A 15,579-nucleotide genomic window follows, 5' to 3' on the forward strand; every position below is an offset into this window, starting at 1 on the left:
CGCTGGATCGGCGCCAATGCGTACAGCTACGTGTACAACGGCGAAGCCGGTTATCTCGACCACGCACTGGCGACGCTGCCGCTCGCGTCGCACGTGAAGGCCGTGCACGAATGGCACATCAACGCGGACGAGCCGCTCGCGCTGCAGTACACGCTTGCGTACAAATCGGCCGAGCAGCAGAAGACTTTCTACGCGGCCGATGCGTATCGTTCGTCGGATCACGATCCGGTGCTGATCGATATCGCGCTGCCGGGCGGCGGAAAGTAAGCGTGGTTTGAGTCTTGGTGACGGGCGCGATGTGCGGCAATGCCGGACGTCGCGCCCGTTCCGGAAAGCCGTTCGAATACCGGGTAAATAATGCCGTGAACAATTAATCGAACCGGTATTTTATGGATGATGCGGTGCACATCGATACTTCGATTGAAGTGCGATTGAAATGGAAAGAATCATCGAATGACGTGTGCATGCTGCTGCATCGTCTTAATCGATTGGCGATAATAAAATTGAAAGAATAATCCTGTCGATCTGAAGGCTTTCGATGCGTTGCGCCAATGCAGGAAAGGCTTCCGTGTTGTGCCGAAAAAGTAAAATATTCGGCGTGACATAGCCGATAAAGCCCGCCTTGCACGAATAATTCCGTTTTCTTTCAAATTCCAGACACTGTCCGCCCTTCGCATCATTGCGGGATTTTTAATATCCGAATGATCTTTGACAACGCGGCGCAGCACCGCCTATTTTTGTCATGGCTCAGGTTTCAGTCATACAAAAGTTGTCCAAACTGCAGGGGGCGCGTCCGGGCATCATTCTCGCCAGCAGTTTGCTGTGTCTGTATCAAGTTCAGTCTCTTAGCAGTCCCATCCCCAACCGCCGACTGCCGATCGTGCAACGCGAGTGGCGGGTCAGCTTGCGCGTGTCGCGGGCGTTGGCGGCCTTTGTGACGCGGTATCCGAAATCAAAGGGCAGAGAATGAAACCAGACAGGAGCAGTACCGGCAGCCGCCGTGTTCGTCGCGGCCGGCTGGCCGGGCTAGGCGCATTGATCGCCATGACACTGGCGCTCGCGGCATGCGGTGGCGACGATTCGTCGTCCGTCGGCGCGTCGAGCCTCGCGCAGGCCACCGCGAGCCAGCAGGCCAGCGCGCAGGCGGCCGGCACCCAGGCGCCTGCGGCCAACCAGCCGTACGTCGACCCGGTCGCGTACTCGATGAACGCGACCGACGGCCTCGCGCCGTCGCAGGTGTCCGAGAAAGCGGCCGTCATGCATTACCAGTGGAAAGGCGGCGGCAAGACGATCGACTACACGACGACCACCGGCCACCTGACCGCGCAGGATGCGAACGGCAACCCGGAAGCGTCGATGTCGTATGTCGCGTACACCGCGCCCAGCACGAACGGCAAGCCGCGCCCGGTCACGTTCGTCTATAACGGCGGGCCCGGCTCGTCGTCGATCTGGCTGCGCCTCGGCTCGTTCGCGCCGACCCGCGTGGCCACGCCCGATCCGCTGTTCGGCAACAACTGGCCGAACTACCCGCTCGTCGACAATGCGGAGAGCCTGATCGACACCACCGACCTCGTGTTCATCGACCCGCCCGGCACCGGGCTGTCGGAAGCCGTGTTGCCGAACACCAACCAGAAGTACTGGGGTTCCGACGTGGACGTGAACATCATGCGCGACTTCATCCAGCGCTACCTGAACGTCAACAGCCGCGGCACGTCGCCGATCTACCTGTACGGCGAATCGTACGGCACGCCGCGTACCGACATGCTCGCGCTCGCGCTCGAATCGGCCGGCGTGCACCTGACGGGCATCGTGCTGCAGTCGGCGATCCTCAACTACTTCGCGGACGCGGTGGAAGCGGTGGCGATCACGCAATCGACCGAAGGGCTGTTGCTCGATACCGACACGGTGGCCGGCTATCTGCCCGGCTACGCGGCGGTCGCGGCGTACTTCAACCAGGTGTCGCCGGCGCCGGTGAACCAGGATCTGTACGCACTGCAGACGGAACTGTTCACGACGCTGATCTACAGCCAGTTGCAGAAGTACTCGCAGTCGTGGGTGTTGAGCCAGCTCGGCATTCCGGATGCGCTCGGCACGCCGGTGTTCCCGAGCGATGCGACGCTCAAGCTGTGGTCGATCCCGTCGAGCCTCACGCAGCAGGCGCTGCGCGGTTACTTCAACGCGAATCCATTCGGCACGAGCCTGCTACCCGGCACGACGATCGGCCGGTACGACGGGCGCGTGTCGTTGCCGAATGCGGACCCGCGGCTGCAGAACGACGGCGATCCGTCCGACATCCTGATCTCGCAGCCGTTCACGAACGCGCTCGCGACGCAGATGCCGGATTACCTCGGCTATACGGCCCCGAACGCGACGTACTTGCCGCTGAACGACAACATCATCGAGGTGTGGGACTTCTCGCACGACGGCCAGCCGATGCCGGACACGATCCCCGATCTGCTCGGCGCGCTGCAGCTCAACCCGAAGCTTCGCGTGCTCGCGGAGAACGGCTTCCACGATCTCGCGACGCCGTTCTTCAGCACCGAGAAGCAACTCGCGCGGCTGCAGACGGTGAAGGGCCTGAATCCGAAGCTGCAGGTGAACTTCTTCCAGGGCGGTCACATGATCTATCTGGACGACGTCGCCCGTCCGCAGATGAAGCGGGATTTGCAGACCTTCTACAAGGGCGCGCGGATTCCGACGGCGCTGACGCTGCACACGCTGCCGCCGCCGTGGCCGGATGAAAACCCGCCGAGCGTCCCGACCGGCAGCACGCCAGGCGCGACCGCCGCGACGACGCTGGCGGCAACCCCTTGAGCGACGGAGTCCTTATCAAAGGAACCCTCTCTTCATCCATTGAATGCGAGCGATCATGTCCCTAATCCAATTGATGCGGCGTATGTCTCCGTTGATCGTGCTCGGTGCCGTGATGAGCAGTGCCCATGCGTTGCCGCCGCAGGCGGTGGCGCCGGTGAAGCTGCCGCACGGCGGGCGCGGTGTCGACGGTCCGTTCTTTCCGGCCACGCGCGCGGCGCCGGTGTTGCCGTCGACCGGCGCGGCCTTGCAACAGCAGGCGCAACAGCGCGTCGACGCGCGGCTCGGCGGCAATACCGTGCTGAGCAACGGCGCGGCCGTGACGAAGGCGCAGGCGCAGAGCAGCGGGCTCGGCTTCGTGTCGAAGCACTTCGACGAGATCGATGCGAAGCACACCGGCCGCGTGACGATGAGCGATGTCCGGCAGTTCATCCGGCAGCGGCAGGTGCAGGCGCAGCAGGAACAGCAGGACGAGTGACGTAGCCGGGCAGGGCGGCGGCCGGCGCGGCTTTCGGTCGCGCGGGCCGCCGAATGTCGGCGGGCGCAGGCGCTGGATCGGCCGGCGTCCTATTCCCTCCGCCGCTTCTCGCGTCGCGGCCCGAAGCGCGCGCGATAGTCGCGCGGCGAGGCGCCGACGCGTTTCGCGAACGCACGCTGCAGCGCGTCCACGCTGCCGAATCCCGCGCGTTCCGCGATCCGTTCGAGTGGCCAGTCGGCCCGCTCCAGCAGCGCCTTCGCTCGCTCGACACGCGCGGCCAGCACGTACTGCGCGGGCGACACGCCGGTCTCCCTGAAGAAATTGCGCGCGAAGGTCCGTTCGCTCATGTGCATTCGCGCGGCCAGCGCGGCGACGCCGAGGTCGCCGGCCGGATCGTCGGCGATGTCGGCGAGCAGTGAACGCATGCGCGGCGTCGCACGAGCCTGGATGTCGAGCCCGACGCTGAACTGCGCCTGTCCGCCGGGACGATGCATGAACAGCACCAGTTCGCGTGCGACCGCGAGCGCGGTGGGCGCGCCGCAGTCCGCCTCGACGAGTGCCAGACACAGATCGATGCCGGCCGTCACGCCGGCCGACGTATGGAACGGCGGATCGCTCACGTAGAGCGCGTCCGGTTCGATCCGCGCGTCGGGACAGAGCGCCTGTAGCGTCGCGCACTGGTTCCAGTGCGTGGTCGCGCGCTTGCCGTCCAGCCATCCGCCGGCGGCGAGCACGAACGCACCCGTGCAGATGCTCGCGATGCGCCGCGTGTCCGCGATCCGCGTGCGGAGCCACGGCAGCACGCCGGCTTCCGACGCGGCGTGCCGCAGCGCCGCTTCATCGCCGCCCGCGACGATGATCGTGTCGATTCGTGCGGGCAGCGCCGCCAGTGCGGCCGCGCCGGCGAGGCGCAGGCCCGCGTGCGTGACGATGTCGTCCCCGTGTTGCGACGCGAGCGTGAGCCGGTATGGGGCGGCGTGCGCCGGAAGATGACGGTTCGCGACCGCGAACACTTCCATCGGCCCCGTGATGTCGAGCGACTGGACGCCTTCGAAGCCGACGACGACGATGTCGCGTGCCGAACAGGTTGACTGGGACATGGCGGAAAGTGCGGTGGAGTTGTCCTTGTGACCGCGAGCATGATCCTTGTAATTTTCCGGACATGCAATCGATCGATACGGGTGGACGATGCGGGAACGGAAGACAGGCAGCGCGGTGTTGTTCGTGTGCGGGCTGCTGGGTGCGTGGGCATTGGGGGGGCCGACGCGGGCGATGGCGGAAGATGCGCCGGCGGCGGCCCGGACGCTGACGATCGCCATGCCGAAGGCGGGCCGCACGCGGCCGCTCGTGGCGATCGTCGCGGACAACGCCGGCACGGAGACGACCGATTTCATCGTTCCGTACGCGATTCTGAAGCGCTCCGGCGCCGCCGATGTCGTCGCCGTGTCGGCCGACGAAGGCACGGTCGAACTGATGCCCGCCCTGCGCATGCTGGCCGATACCACGTTCGACCGGTTCGACGCGACGGTGCCCGCGGGCGCCGACGTCGTGATCGTTCCCGCGCTGCATCGCGCGGACCGGCCGGCCGTGCTGGCCTGGCTACGCAAGCAGGCTGCTGCCGGCGCGACGATGGTGGCGATCTGCGATGGTGCCGAGGTGCTCGCGAATACCGGCCTGCTGCGGCAGCGCACCGCGACGTCGCACTGGTATTCGCGCGAGGGCCTGAGTCGCCGCTTCACCGAGACGAAATGGGTCGACGATCGTCGCTACGTGATGGACGGCAACGTCATGACGACGACCGGCGTGTCCGCATCGATTCCCGCTTCGCTGGCATTGCTGGGTGTGCTGGCCGGACCGAGCGCGGCGCGCGAGACAGCGCGGGGCCTCGGCGTGCAGACATGGAGCGACGGTCACGACGGTGGCCGGTTCGGGTTGACCGCGCGCGTGGTGGCGATCGCATTGATGAACCGCCTCGCGTTCTGGCGGCACGAGACGTTCGATCTTCCGGTCGAAAGCGGGTTCGACGAACTCACGGTTGCGTTGACCGCCGACGCATGGGGGCGGACCTGGCGCAGTGACGTCGTCGCGACGGCCGATGCGAGCGTGGTCGAGTCGAGGCACGGGCTGCGGTTGCTGGTGCAGCCGGCCGATGTCCGGCACGCGCGCGTGACGATACCCGCTGGCCGGCGGGGCGATTCGGCGCTGCCCGGCGTGCTTGCCGATATCGCGGCGCGCTACGACGACGCGACGTCCAGCTGGGTGGCGTTGCAACTGGAGTATCCGAAGTAGCGGTCGTCGTGCAGGCTACGGCGCGATCACCGTCATCCTGAATGGCCCGCCATGTTCCGCCGCATGCACGACCGCGTCGTTCGCGTCGTCGAGCGCGAAAACCGTCACGTCGAAATGCCCGAGGTCGAGCAACCCGCCGCGGACGAGCCCGGTCATCAGCGTCACGGCTTCCGTCGGGTACATCCATTTGCCGCGCAGCGTGATGTCGTTGCGCATGATCCACGGATACGGCAGCTCGAGCCCGGCTCCGCCGAGCATGCCGACGCCGCCCATCAGCACCACGCGTCCATAAGGACGCACGGCCATCACGGCGGCACGCACCGTCGTCGCCGGCACCGACGGCGGCATCAGGTCGATCACGCAGTCGATCGGCCCGGGCGCCGCCTGCTGCATGCGGATGCGGTCCGCGGTTTCGTCGCCGGTCAGCCCGACCGTGCGTACGCGGTCGCCGAAGCGGCGCTCGAGATCCGCCAGCACGCGTGCATTGCGGCCGGGCGCGACCACGCATTGCGCGCCCATCGCCAGCGCCACCGCGATGCAGGCGCTGCCGAAATTGCCGGTCGCGCCGCTGACGAGCAGGATTTCGCCGGCGCGCAGGTCGGACGCAAGCAGGCCGCCGTAAGGCACGAGCAGCGTATTGAGCGCGCACCAGCGCGCGGCGTCGGCCGGCGCGATCGCGCCGATGCGCACCGCGTTCTCGGTCGGCACGCGCAGCCGCTCGGCGAACGGGCCGTCGTGAAAATAGCGCTGCAACTGCTTGCCGCCTTCGCCGCGCGCACTCCAGCCCTGCAGCACGATGTCGGGCATCCGCGCATCGTCGCGCGAGCGCACGGTCGGGTCGCAGAACACCCAGTCGCCCGGCTGCAGTTGCGTCGCGTCGGGGCCGGTTTGCCGGACCCGGCCGATCGCGCCGCAGCCCGGCACCATCGGCAACTCGATCGGATAGCGGCGCTCGCCGCTGAACACTTCCCGCGCATAGGACAGAACCGGCGTCGCGACGACGTCCACGACGACTTCGCCGGTGCCGAGCACGGGGTCCGGCATCGTTTCGATCGCGAGCGGCTGGCCGAGCGACTTCAGAATCGCAGCTTTCATGACGCTTCCTCGGGGTAGGGACGCGTCGATTCTGGCAGGCTTAGAATCGGCAACAAGGCCCGGCGCGAGCCCAGGATCGGCCGGTACCACCCTGCACGGAGCGAACCCGATGACCGTCACCACGCGAACCCCGTTCGGCGATTTCCTGCGCTCGCGGCGCAAGAAGCTGCGCCCGGATGCCGTCGGCCTGCACGACGGCCCGCGCCGGCGCACGCCCGGCCTGCGGCGCGAGGAAGTCGCGGAACGGGCGGGCATCGGCGTCGACTGGTACGTGCGGCTCGAGCAGGGGCGCGACGTCAACCCGTCGGATGCGACGCTCGATGCGCTGGCGCGCGCGTTGCGGCTCGACAAGGCCGAAGCCGCGCATCTGCGCATGCTCGCGCGGCGCGATGCGTCACGTGCGTTCGTGCCGGAACGCGTGCCGCCGACCATCGCGCGGCTTGTCGCGCATCTTCAGCAGCCCGCGTATGTGACCGGCCGGCGCTGGGACATTCTCGCGTGGAATGCGGCCGCGGCCGATCTGCTCGGCTTCGATCGGCTGGCGCCAGCCGATCGCAACATCCTCGTCTACATGTTCGAGGCGCCGTACGCGCGTGCGCTGTTCGCCGCCAGTTGGGCCGACGAGGCGCGCCGGATGATCGCGCTGTTTCGCGCGAACCACGATCTCTACGCGAGCGACCCGGCGTTCGTCGCGCTGGTGGCGCGCTTGCGCACCGGCAGCGGCGAGTTCGCGCAGTGGTGGGATGCGCACGACGTGCGCAGCGGCGTGTCGGGCGAGAAGGTGCTCGTGCATGCGCGACGCGGCACGCAGCGCTACGAGTACGCGACGTTTCAGGCGAACGACGATCCCGCGCTGAAGCTGGCGATCTATACGCCGGTGAGCGGCGATGAACAGACGTGAGGCGGAAGTGACCGGCGCCATCCGGCGTTCACGCAGCGAGGCATCGGCTTCGTGCGTGAACGCAGGGGTTACGCGTAACGGCGGAAGAGCGGCGGCTCAGGCCGTGCGTCGCGCGGACAGCCGATTCCACAGCATGCCGGAGCGGCTGCCGCTGCGGCAATACGCGAGCACCGGCTTCGGCAGTGCGTCGACCAGCGCGCCGAACGCGTCGACTTCCGCGTCGCCGATGCGGTCGCGCTCGACCGGCAGGTAGCGCGCGTCCATGCCGAGTTCGCGCGCGGCCGCGGCGATCTCCTCGAACGCCGGCTGATCGTCGCCTTCGCCATCCGGCCGGTTGCAGATCACCGCGCGGAAACCGGCATTGCGGATCGCCTTCAGGTCGGCCGGCGTGATCTGCCGCGACGCGGTGAAGCCGGTCGCCGCCGCGGCCCGACATTGCTCGATCGCCCGCGCAAAACAGCCGATCGCGAAGTCGACGTCCTGCTCGGTCGAGAAACGCCCGAAGCTGATGCGCACCGTGCGGCCGGCCGTTTCCGCATCGAGGCCGATCGCGGTCAGCACGTGGGACGGCGCGCCGCTGGTCGAATTGCATGCGGAGGTGGACGACACGGCCAGCGCATCGCCGAGCATGAACGGGAAGAAGCCCGGCGCGTGCACCGTCAGGCTCAGCGTGTGCGGGATGCGGCGGGCCGCGGCCGCGTTCTGCGTGACGTCGCCGAGCGTGGACAGCGCTTCGATGAGCCGCGCGCCGAGCGCCGCGATCCGTGCGGCTTCGCCGTCGAGTTTTTCCGCGGCGAGTGCGCACGCGACGCCCATGCCGACGATCTGGTGCGTCGCGAGCGTGCCCGAGCGCAACCCGCGCTCGTGGCCGCCGCCATGAATCTGCGGTGCGATCCGGCTCGCGATCTCGCGGCGCACGAATAGTGCGCCGATGCCTTTCGGGCCGTACATCTTGTGGGCGGACATCGACATCATGTCGATGCCGAGCGCGCGCACGTCGATCGGCGTCTTGCCGAGCGCCTGCGCGGCGTCGACGTGGAGCAGCGCGCCGGCGGCGTGCACGATGCGGGCGATCGCGCCGATGTCGGTCAGCGTGCCGATCTCGTTGTTCACGAGCATCAGCGACACGAGGCCCGTGTCGGGGCCGATCGCGGCCGCGACCGCGTCAGCGGTGATTTCGCCGTGCGCATCGGGTGCGAGGAAGGTGACCTGCGCGCCGTGCTTCGACAGGTTCGCCATCGTGTCGAGGATGGCCTTGTGCTCGAGGCGGCTCGTGATCAGGTGGCGCTTGCCGGTCGCGTGTTCCGCATAGCCCTTCAGCGCGAGGTTGTTCGATTCGGTGGCGCCCGACGTCCAGACGATCTCGTCGGCATCCGCACCGATGAGAGCGGCGACCTGCGCGCGGGCGTGCTCGACCTTGTCTTTCGCGAGCCGGCCGGCGGCGTGCGAACTGGATGCGGGGTTGCCGAAGATGCCGTCGAAGCCGAGGCAGGCCGTCATCGCTTCGATCACGCGCGGATCGGCGGGGGTCGTGGCTGCGTAGTCGAGGTAGTGCAGCGGGGTGGTGTCGCTCATGTCCGTCTCTTGCTGATTGCGTAGTGACGGAAATGATACGGGGGACAGAAGGGAAAAAGGATCCAAAGTTGGCTGGGGATTGGGCTGGATGCGGAATTGTGTTTTCTATATGTAGCGAATGGGGGAATTTGTTTCTCTGTGAATGGGTTGAGCCGATTACGTCGCCGTATCGGGGCCGGTTTGCGACAACCGGTGTGCATCCCGCACCCATGCCAGCAGCGCCTGCTCGTACCTCGACGGAATCGTGATCGTGAGCGTCGTGAGGCGGGTGGCGTTGCTCGGCAACTCCAGATAGCGTCGCCAGGCTTTTCGTACAAGTTGCGACATCGCGGAGTGCGTCATGCCGAGTTCGGCGGCCAGCGCCCGTTGTGATCTGCCTTTCACGAAAATCTCGTGCAAAGCCCACTGGTTCAGCGGCTTGGTCCGCGTAGTGTGCAGTCGCAACAGCCGGAACTGTTCGGCGGTCATGCGTCGGGTCGTCGGCATTCAGATCCGCCCCGAATGTTGAAGTGACGAGATCAATTCCGCACCGCACGAAGTCTTGTGACCGTCGAACGCGGCGGGCCGGCCTTCGATGTCGAAGCTCGGGTCGCCTTCGGTAATCTCGCACGCACCGTGAATCGGACATGAGCACGGGTCGCCGCTACGGGGCGACCGCGCGTCGCATCATCGTGCTTTTTCGGGCGCCGGATTCGACCCGGCCGCCGTGGGTATGCTTGTCTTCTACCCGGATAATTCCCCGCATAGGATTCCATCCTCCAAATGGTCTGACTCGGTGTTCACGTACGGACGAAGCGATTTGCCGCGCCGGTGTGCATCACCATGAATAGCCTTGCATGCCGTAATTCGTATCGTGCCGACGTCCCCACCATGGCAGGTAGGCATTGTTGCCGCCGCGTGCGCGGAACCAGTCCTTGTCGGGATCGATCGGTGTGAGCTTCGACGGCGGCAGGACGACGACTGCGACCGGGTGCTCCGGATCGGTCGTGCCAGCGACGCGTGCGTTGCCGCCGAAGTGATTGATCCGGCCGATGGCGAGCGCGACGTCGGTCAATGCGCTGCGTGTGCCCATGTCGCTGAGTAGGGCTGCCGTGTTGAATGTCTGTTTGCGGTGGTCGTATTCGGGGAGGGTTTCGGTCAAGGTTTGAGCGCATGGCAAGACGTGCCGACGATGCGTCGCTGCCCTTACCTGCGTCGTGAACGACGGAGTTGAGGTCGGCGGCCGCGATGCCGGCGTTGCGTGCCGCCTGGCCGATGCCCGTCTTCCACGCCTGCACGGCGCGGGTCGTGCCGACCTTCTGCGGAAAATCATGCGTGTTGCCGGTTGCGGGCTTGCTGATCCAGGCGAGCGGCTCACGCTCGGTGTTAAATCCGCCGCCGGATGGTTCGGTTGCACAGGTGAATGGCGGGCTAGATTCGGACGAATTCCGCGAGTCAGGCGATGCCGCGCAATGCGTTTGCAGATGCTCGATGGGTGCCGCTGCTCGCTTTCCGTCGGTTGTTGTCGCCAAGGCAGCGCGGTAGTGTTGTGTTGGCCATTGACGTGCCGCCGGGCCGACAAGGAACCTATAACGAGGCATGCCGGCATCGGCGAATTTCGAACGGCGGGTGCGTTGCCGATCATTCCACCCTATAGTGCTCGTCGTTGATCGATCTGGACGCAATCGGGGGTTCGTCGTGTTTCACCGGAAATTCAAATTGGGTTGTTCGCGCTTTGCGTGCATCGTCGCCGTGGCGATGATGCTGGCGCCAGCCTCGGCGCATGCAGAGAGGGAGGTTGTCGACGGCTCGACGCACGTCGCGTCGGCTGTTGATCACGACACGTCACCGGCACGACCGATCGTCGGCGACGATCCAGTTGCCATCCGGGAGGCGCTGCAGAAGGTGCACGTCAGCACGCTCCCACCTTCGTTGCGCGACCGGGTTCGCGGCGCGGTGTCCGGTGCCGCCGGCCGGCACGGCCCGACGAATCCCGACCTGGCGGCCGTCGGTCTGGATCGGGACATGACGTTCGTGGTGCCGGTGCGGTACGGGGTGAGATACCGGCCGCGGCGGCAACTGCTGACGCTGGATGTCGACTTGTTCGATGCGGAGCGCGACGGCCGGGCAGGCATCCTGCTCCACAAGGTGACGACAGGGCCGCGAGGGCGCGGGCTCGTGATTGCACCGGAAGCGAAGGCAAAAGGGTACATCCAGCACGTCGACATCATCGAACTCGAGGCCGGACAAGGCAAAAAGACTACGGTTCGGAGCCGCATGCGGCTTTCGCCCGCGGAGTACGCGCAAACGCATGGCGACTTCGCACTCGTTTTTTCCGGACGCCTGGTTCGGCCCTACCTGACCGAACAAACCGAACATGCTGACCCGAGTATCGAGGAGCCGACGGACATTTCGACGAAGATCTCCACGTTGCACATGGATCTCCGCGACATCTGGCTGGTGAGTCCGTCGAGCGGCGTCGTGGTGTCGAAGAAGCTGGGGTTGTCGAAGTAGCGGGTTTCGGTGGGCGGTCATGCCGGCGCGCGGAGAGGAAAGGACAGGATCACCGAAGCCATCCGCCCGAAGAGCCGTCAAGCGGGAGAGATTTGCACGCTTGGGTGCACACTGCATTGACCAAGTCGTCGGTAAGTCCGAATTCCTGTTGGCCGAGAAAGCACTGTGCATGATTGGTTACGATGTCAGGTGGCGATGCGATAACCAAAGTCGGTCCTGTCCTTAGACAATATTTTTCCTGGTAAGTGAGCGGTAAGTCGACTGGTCCTACAGTAGCCCCCGTTTCGACCTCGACCCCCAGGAAACGATTGTGAAAATTGCCTCTCGCCGCGCACGCCCGTTATGGCTGATTGCCGCTTCATTCGCACTTTCATCTGTTTCCGCGTGGGCGGACGACGGCATGAGCTCATCCGACCCAGACAATACGGGGCTGACCATCCTCAACAACGCGACGAACGTCACGCACTGGGGATTGGGCGCTGGCGTCGGCGTCGAGCCCTCGGCCTACAGGGGCGACGGCACCCGCGTATTGCCTTTTCCGCTGGTCTACTTCGACAACAAGTGGGTGCAGGCCATCGGCACCACGGTCGATCTGAAAATCGGTAGCTGGAGCGGCGTCAATCTCGCGCTTCGTGGCCAGTTCTCGCTGTTCGACGGATACAAGGGCTCGGATGCGCCGATCCTGAACGGCATGGAAAATCGCAAGGGCGCGTTCTGGTACGGCCCTGCGCTGTCATGGAACACCGGCTTCGGCACGTTGTCGGGCAGCTTCCTGCTCGGCGGCAACAAGGGCGAGCGCGCGAAGATCGGCTTCGAGAAGGCGTTCGCCTTGGGCGCATTCTCGATCACGCCGCATGTCGGCGCGGAATGGCTGAGCAACAAATACGTCGACTACTATTACGGCGTGCGACCATCCGAGGCGCGTGCGTGGCGCGCCGCCTACAGCGCGGGTTCGGCCGTGAACGTGTCGGCCGGCACCCGTGTCGACTACCGGTTGACGAAGCAGCAGACGATGTTTGTGGACGTCGGCGTGTCGCGTCTCGGCGACGGCATCACCGACAGTCCGCTCGTCGGCAGGCGGTTCATTCCCGAGGCCCGGATCGGCTACATGTATCGGTTCAAGTGAGTGCGAGCATGCCAAGAGTGGCGATAGTCGAGGATCACGAACGCCTGGCCGGCCTGTTGTCGCAGGCGTTGGCCGCGGCGGGAATCGAATCCGATCGGTTCGGCAACACCCGGGAAGCCGCTTACGGTATCGACCGGGCCGATTACGCGCTGCTGATCGTCGACCGCGGATTGCCGGACGGAGACGGCCTGACGTTCCTGCGCACGCTGCGCGCGGCGGGCCGCATGATGCCTTGCCTGATGCTGACGGCACGCGACGCGTTGCATGACCGTATCGACGGACTCGAAAGCGGCGCCGACGACTATGTGACCAAGCCGTTCGAAATGAGCGAACTCGTCGCCCGCGTGCGCACGCTGATGCGGCGCCCGGCGCGGCTCACGACGCTCGTCGCGTCGTTCGCGGACGTGACCGTGGACCCTCCCCAGCGCGCGATGCGCTGTGGCGACCGGACGGTGCTGCTGGCGCCGGCCGAGCTGCAGATCATGCTCTGCCTGATCGAAGCCGCGGGCCGGACCGTCCGGCATTCGAACCTCGAGCATGCCGCATGGGGGCTCGCGGAAGCGGTCACGCCGAACGCGCTCGAGGTGACCGTGCACCGCTTGCGCAAGAAACTGACGGCGATCGGCGCGACGATGCGGCTCACCAATATCCGCGGTGCCGGCTTCGCGCTGCGGGACGCATGACGATGCTTCGCCGCGTGTCGCACGTGGCTACTCCCTCGTAAGAAAACCGCCATGTTCCGTCATTGGGTCCTGCGTCTGTCGACGCGTCTGTGGGTGACCAACGTCGCCGCGTTCGCCATCAGCCTGGCGCTGCTGTCCGCGCTTTCCGTGTATTTTCTGGATCGATATCCCGAGTTCCTGGGACGGCGCCAGCAGATGGAGAGCATCCGTCATATCGTGGCCGGGATGCGTTTCGATGCGGCCGGGCGCCCGGCATCCGTGCGATTGGGCGAGCATCCGGCGGTGATGTTCCGGCTCTTGCCGGCCGACGTGAAGTATCGGGTGCTCGATGCGACGGGGAAGGTGTTGCTGGCGTCGGTGCCCTCGAGCGACGATCGACCGTGGCTGACAGAGGACCTCGCGACGGTGGCAGGCAAGGTGCTGCCCACCACGATCGACGGCAAGGCGTACGCGGTCGCGACGCAGCGCGCGTTGAACGGGAGCGTCGTCTATTACGTGCAGGTGGCGCACAGCAACCAACTCGTCGATGCGCTCGTCAGGACGCGGATCGATCCGATCCCGAAGACCGTCGTTTATGTGCTGGTCATTGCGACCGTCATTTTCGGACTGACGCTGCCGTTGACGATCGGTCACGTGCTGAAGCCGTTGCGGGAGGTATCGCGTGCCGCGCGGGAAATCGAGCCGCGCAACCTGAAGACGCGGCTGTCGTCAGCCGGGATTCCCAGCGAGATCAAGCCGCTGATCGATGCGTTCAACGACGCGCTGACCCGGCTCGAGAATGGCTTCGCGGTGCAGCAGCAGTTTCTGGCCGATGCCGCGCACGAGTTGCAGACGCCGCTCACGCTGGTCAGAGGGCAGATCGAGTTGCAGCCCGACATCAGCCAGAAGGCGCTTTTGCTTCGCGAGATCGATCTGATGGCCCGGCAGGTCAAGCAACTGCTGCATCTGGCTGAAGTCAGCGAGGCGCAGAACTTCAGTTTCGGCGACGTGAATGGTGCCGACGTCGCGCGGGACGTCGTGAGCTTGCTGGCCGGCAAGGCCGATGCGAAGCAGGTGACGCTTCATATCGAAGCGCGCGATTCCGCGTCGCCGATACGCGCGGACGGCGGGGCGCTTTTCATCCTGCTCAAGAACCTGCTCGAGAATGCGATCAATGCGTCGCCGTCGGGCGGGGTCGTGGTGCTGACTGTTCTTGATACGGCGATTCATGTCGAAGATGAAGGGCCGGGGATTCGGCGGGAACATCTTCCTCGGCTATTCGACCGATACTGGCGGGCGCCGGATTCGCGGTATGACGGTGCGGGGCTCGGCTTGGCCATCTGCAAGGAGATTGCCGAGGCCCATCAATGGACACTGACGGTCGATGTGCTGGCGACGGGGACACGGTTCAGTGTCTGGTTTTAGCCGGATATGACGGGATTCCGACCCTCATACGAGGCGCTCGATGGTGGTGGGGCGGGCGGGGCGCCTGTCCCGCAGAAGTACTGCTTTTCACAGACTCCTTGTTCGCCGCCGATTTTTCGATATAATGAATCCATGTTCGGAATGCCGAACGTGAGAAATCAAGCATCCAGAGTCGGGTTTCCCGACGCCAACCTGCCCTCCCGGGCAAGGTGGACGCCCTCGAGGCGATGCGGCCGATTGACGGCAACGAAACGGGAGCAGCATGGCTGGCACCGGTTCGATAACCATTCATCCGGAGCAACCATGAGCCAAGTTTCCTCCGCTTCCCACCCGACGGTCTGTGAAGACTGGTCGCATTTTCTTCCCGGTTTCACATTGACGCATACGGTTCATCTCGTTTCGAGACGGAATCCGGGCATCGTTTCGACCGCGGCGGCCGTGCTCGAAGGGGAAACGGCTACGGTCGATCGGTGGGCCATCACGCGCTGTGGTGACGTGCTCGAACAGAAGATCGTGCTCGGCGAGATGACGGAAGGGCAAGCGGTGCGGCTGCGTGAACGGCTTGCCGCGCTGGAGGGGGTGCTTCGCACGAAGGTCGAGCATCATTTCGTGCGGAGCGGTTCGACAGTGGGCAGAAATGCATCGGGGAGCGAGAGCTAGACGAGGCATTCGCGTCGTCGAAGACAGCAACGTCGCACCGGGTGGGCGAACTGCGGCCGTCACG

Annotated in this window: 13 protein-coding genes, 3 pseudogenes and 1 riboswitch; of the genes and pseudogenes, 10 read left to right on the forward strand and 6 right to left on the reverse strand. The window is 65.6% G+C overall.

Going from position 1 to position 15,579, the window contains the following annotated elements:
• The 3 genes and pseudogenes from H3O04_RS15350 to H3O04_RS15360 all read left to right on the forward strand — a co-directional run.
• A pseudogene (locus tag H3O04_RS15350) lies at positions 1–267 on the forward strand (ExeM/NucH family extracellular endonuclease); the annotation flags it as partial.
• 699 nt (positions 268–966) lie between these two features.
• Positions 967–2,814 (forward strand): S10 family serine carboxypeptidase-like protein, encoded by a 1,848-nt coding sequence (locus tag H3O04_RS15355; protein ID WP_202587981.1) that lies wholly within the window; start codon positions 967–969, stop codon positions 2,812–2,814.
• Positions 2,815–2,896: 82 nt separating this feature from the next.
• A complete protein-coding gene (locus H3O04_RS15360) occupies positions 2,897–3,289 on the forward strand; it encodes a 2-oxoglutarate dehydrogenase (protein ID WP_226292281.1) in 393 nt (130 codons plus the stop codon).
• Between the two features lie 89 nt (positions 3,290–3,378).
• On the opposite strand, the gene H3O04_RS15365 is transcribed toward H3O04_RS15360, so the two are convergent.
• Positions 3,379–4,389, reverse strand: coding sequence for a GlxA family transcriptional regulator (locus H3O04_RS15365; protein WP_011548378.1), 1,011 nt, complete (start codon positions 4,387–4,389; stop codon positions 3,379–3,381).
• Positions 4,390–4,477: 88 nt separating this feature from the next.
• Between H3O04_RS15365 and H3O04_RS15370 the strand changes: the two genes are divergently transcribed.
• Positions 4,478–5,578, forward strand: coding sequence for a DJ-1/PfpI family protein (locus H3O04_RS15370; protein WP_202587982.1), 1,101 nt, complete (start codon positions 4,478–4,480; stop codon positions 5,576–5,578).
• Between the two features lie 15 nt (positions 5,579–5,593).
• On the opposite strand, the gene H3O04_RS15375 is transcribed toward H3O04_RS15370, so the two are convergent.
• Positions 5,594–6,673, reverse strand: coding sequence for an alcohol dehydrogenase catalytic domain-containing protein (locus H3O04_RS15375; RefSeq protein ID WP_202587983.1), 1,080 nt, complete (start codon positions 6,671–6,673; stop codon positions 5,594–5,596).
• Between the two features lie 109 nt (positions 6,674–6,782).
• Here H3O04_RS15375 and H3O04_RS15380 point away from each other — a divergent pair, with 109 nt between their 5' ends.
• Complete coding sequence (locus H3O04_RS15380) at positions 6,783–7,574, forward strand: helix-turn-helix transcriptional regulator (RefSeq protein WP_202587984.1); 792 nt, start codon at positions 6,783–6,785, stop codon at positions 7,572–7,574.
• 96 nt (positions 7,575–7,670) lie between these two features.
• Here the strand turns inward: H3O04_RS15380 and H3O04_RS15385 are convergent, their stop codons facing one another.
• From H3O04_RS15385 to H3O04_RS15400, 4 genes and pseudogenes are all read right to left on the reverse strand, one after another.
• Complete coding sequence (locus H3O04_RS15385) at positions 7,671–9,149, reverse strand: aminotransferase class V-fold PLP-dependent enzyme (RefSeq protein ID WP_202587985.1); 1,479 nt, start codon at positions 9,147–9,149, stop codon at positions 7,671–7,673.
• A gap of 156 nt (positions 9,150–9,305) precedes the next feature.
• Positions 9,306–9,617, reverse strand: coding sequence for a TrfB-related DNA-binding protein (locus tag H3O04_RS15390; RefSeq protein WP_237666294.1), 312 nt, complete (start codon positions 9,615–9,617; stop codon positions 9,306–9,308).
• A gap of 18 nt (positions 9,618–9,635) precedes the next feature.
• Positions 9,636–9,894, reverse strand: a pseudogene (locus tag H3O04_RS15395) (PAAR domain-containing protein).
• 72 nt (positions 9,895–9,966) lie between these two features.
• Positions 9,967–10,531 (reverse strand): annotated as a pseudogene (locus H3O04_RS15400) (virulence factor); the annotation flags it as partial.
• Positions 10,532–10,826: 295 nt separating this feature from the next.
• Here H3O04_RS15400 and H3O04_RS15405 point away from each other — a divergent pair.
• The 5 genes from H3O04_RS15405 (at position 10,827) to H3O04_RS15425 (ending at position 15,515) form a co-directional block, all read left to right on the forward strand.
• Positions 10,827–11,642, forward strand: a complete 816-nt coding sequence (locus H3O04_RS15405) for a hypothetical protein (RefSeq protein ID WP_202587987.1) — start codon at positions 10,827–10,829, stop codon at positions 11,640–11,642.
• 310 nt (positions 11,643–11,952) lie between these two features.
• Positions 11,953–12,768 carry a MipA/OmpV family protein gene (locus tag H3O04_RS15410; RefSeq protein ID WP_202587988.1) on the forward strand — a complete coding sequence of 272 codons (816 nt, stop codon included), beginning with the start codon at positions 11,953–11,955 and terminating at the stop codon, positions 12,766–12,768.
• An 8-nt stretch (positions 12,769–12,776) separates the two neighbouring features.
• Positions 12,777–13,451, forward strand: coding sequence for a response regulator transcription factor (locus H3O04_RS15415; protein WP_202587996.1), 675 nt, complete (start codon positions 12,777–12,779; stop codon positions 13,449–13,451).
• A 51-nt stretch (positions 13,452–13,502) separates the two neighbouring features.
• Positions 13,503–14,855: a sensor histidine kinase gene (locus H3O04_RS15420; RefSeq protein ID WP_202587989.1), complete on the forward strand. Its 1,353-nt coding sequence runs from the start codon at positions 13,503–13,505 to the stop codon at positions 14,853–14,855.
• Positions 14,856–15,012: 157 nt separating this feature from the next.
• Positions 15,013–15,116, forward strand: a riboswitch (SAM-I-IV-variant riboswitch).
• 42 nt (positions 15,117–15,158) lie between these two features.
• A complete protein-coding gene (locus H3O04_RS15425) occupies positions 15,159–15,515 on the forward strand; it encodes a hypothetical protein (RefSeq protein WP_202587990.1) in 357 nt (118 codons plus the stop codon).
• The last annotated feature ends 64 nt before the right edge of the window (positions 15,516–15,579 follow it).

The sequence above is a fragment of the Burkholderia sp. KCJ3K979 genome (genome assembly GCF_016759955.1).
Classification (GTDB): Bacteria; Pseudomonadota; Gammaproteobacteria; order Burkholderiales; family Burkholderiaceae; genus Burkholderia; species Burkholderia orbicola.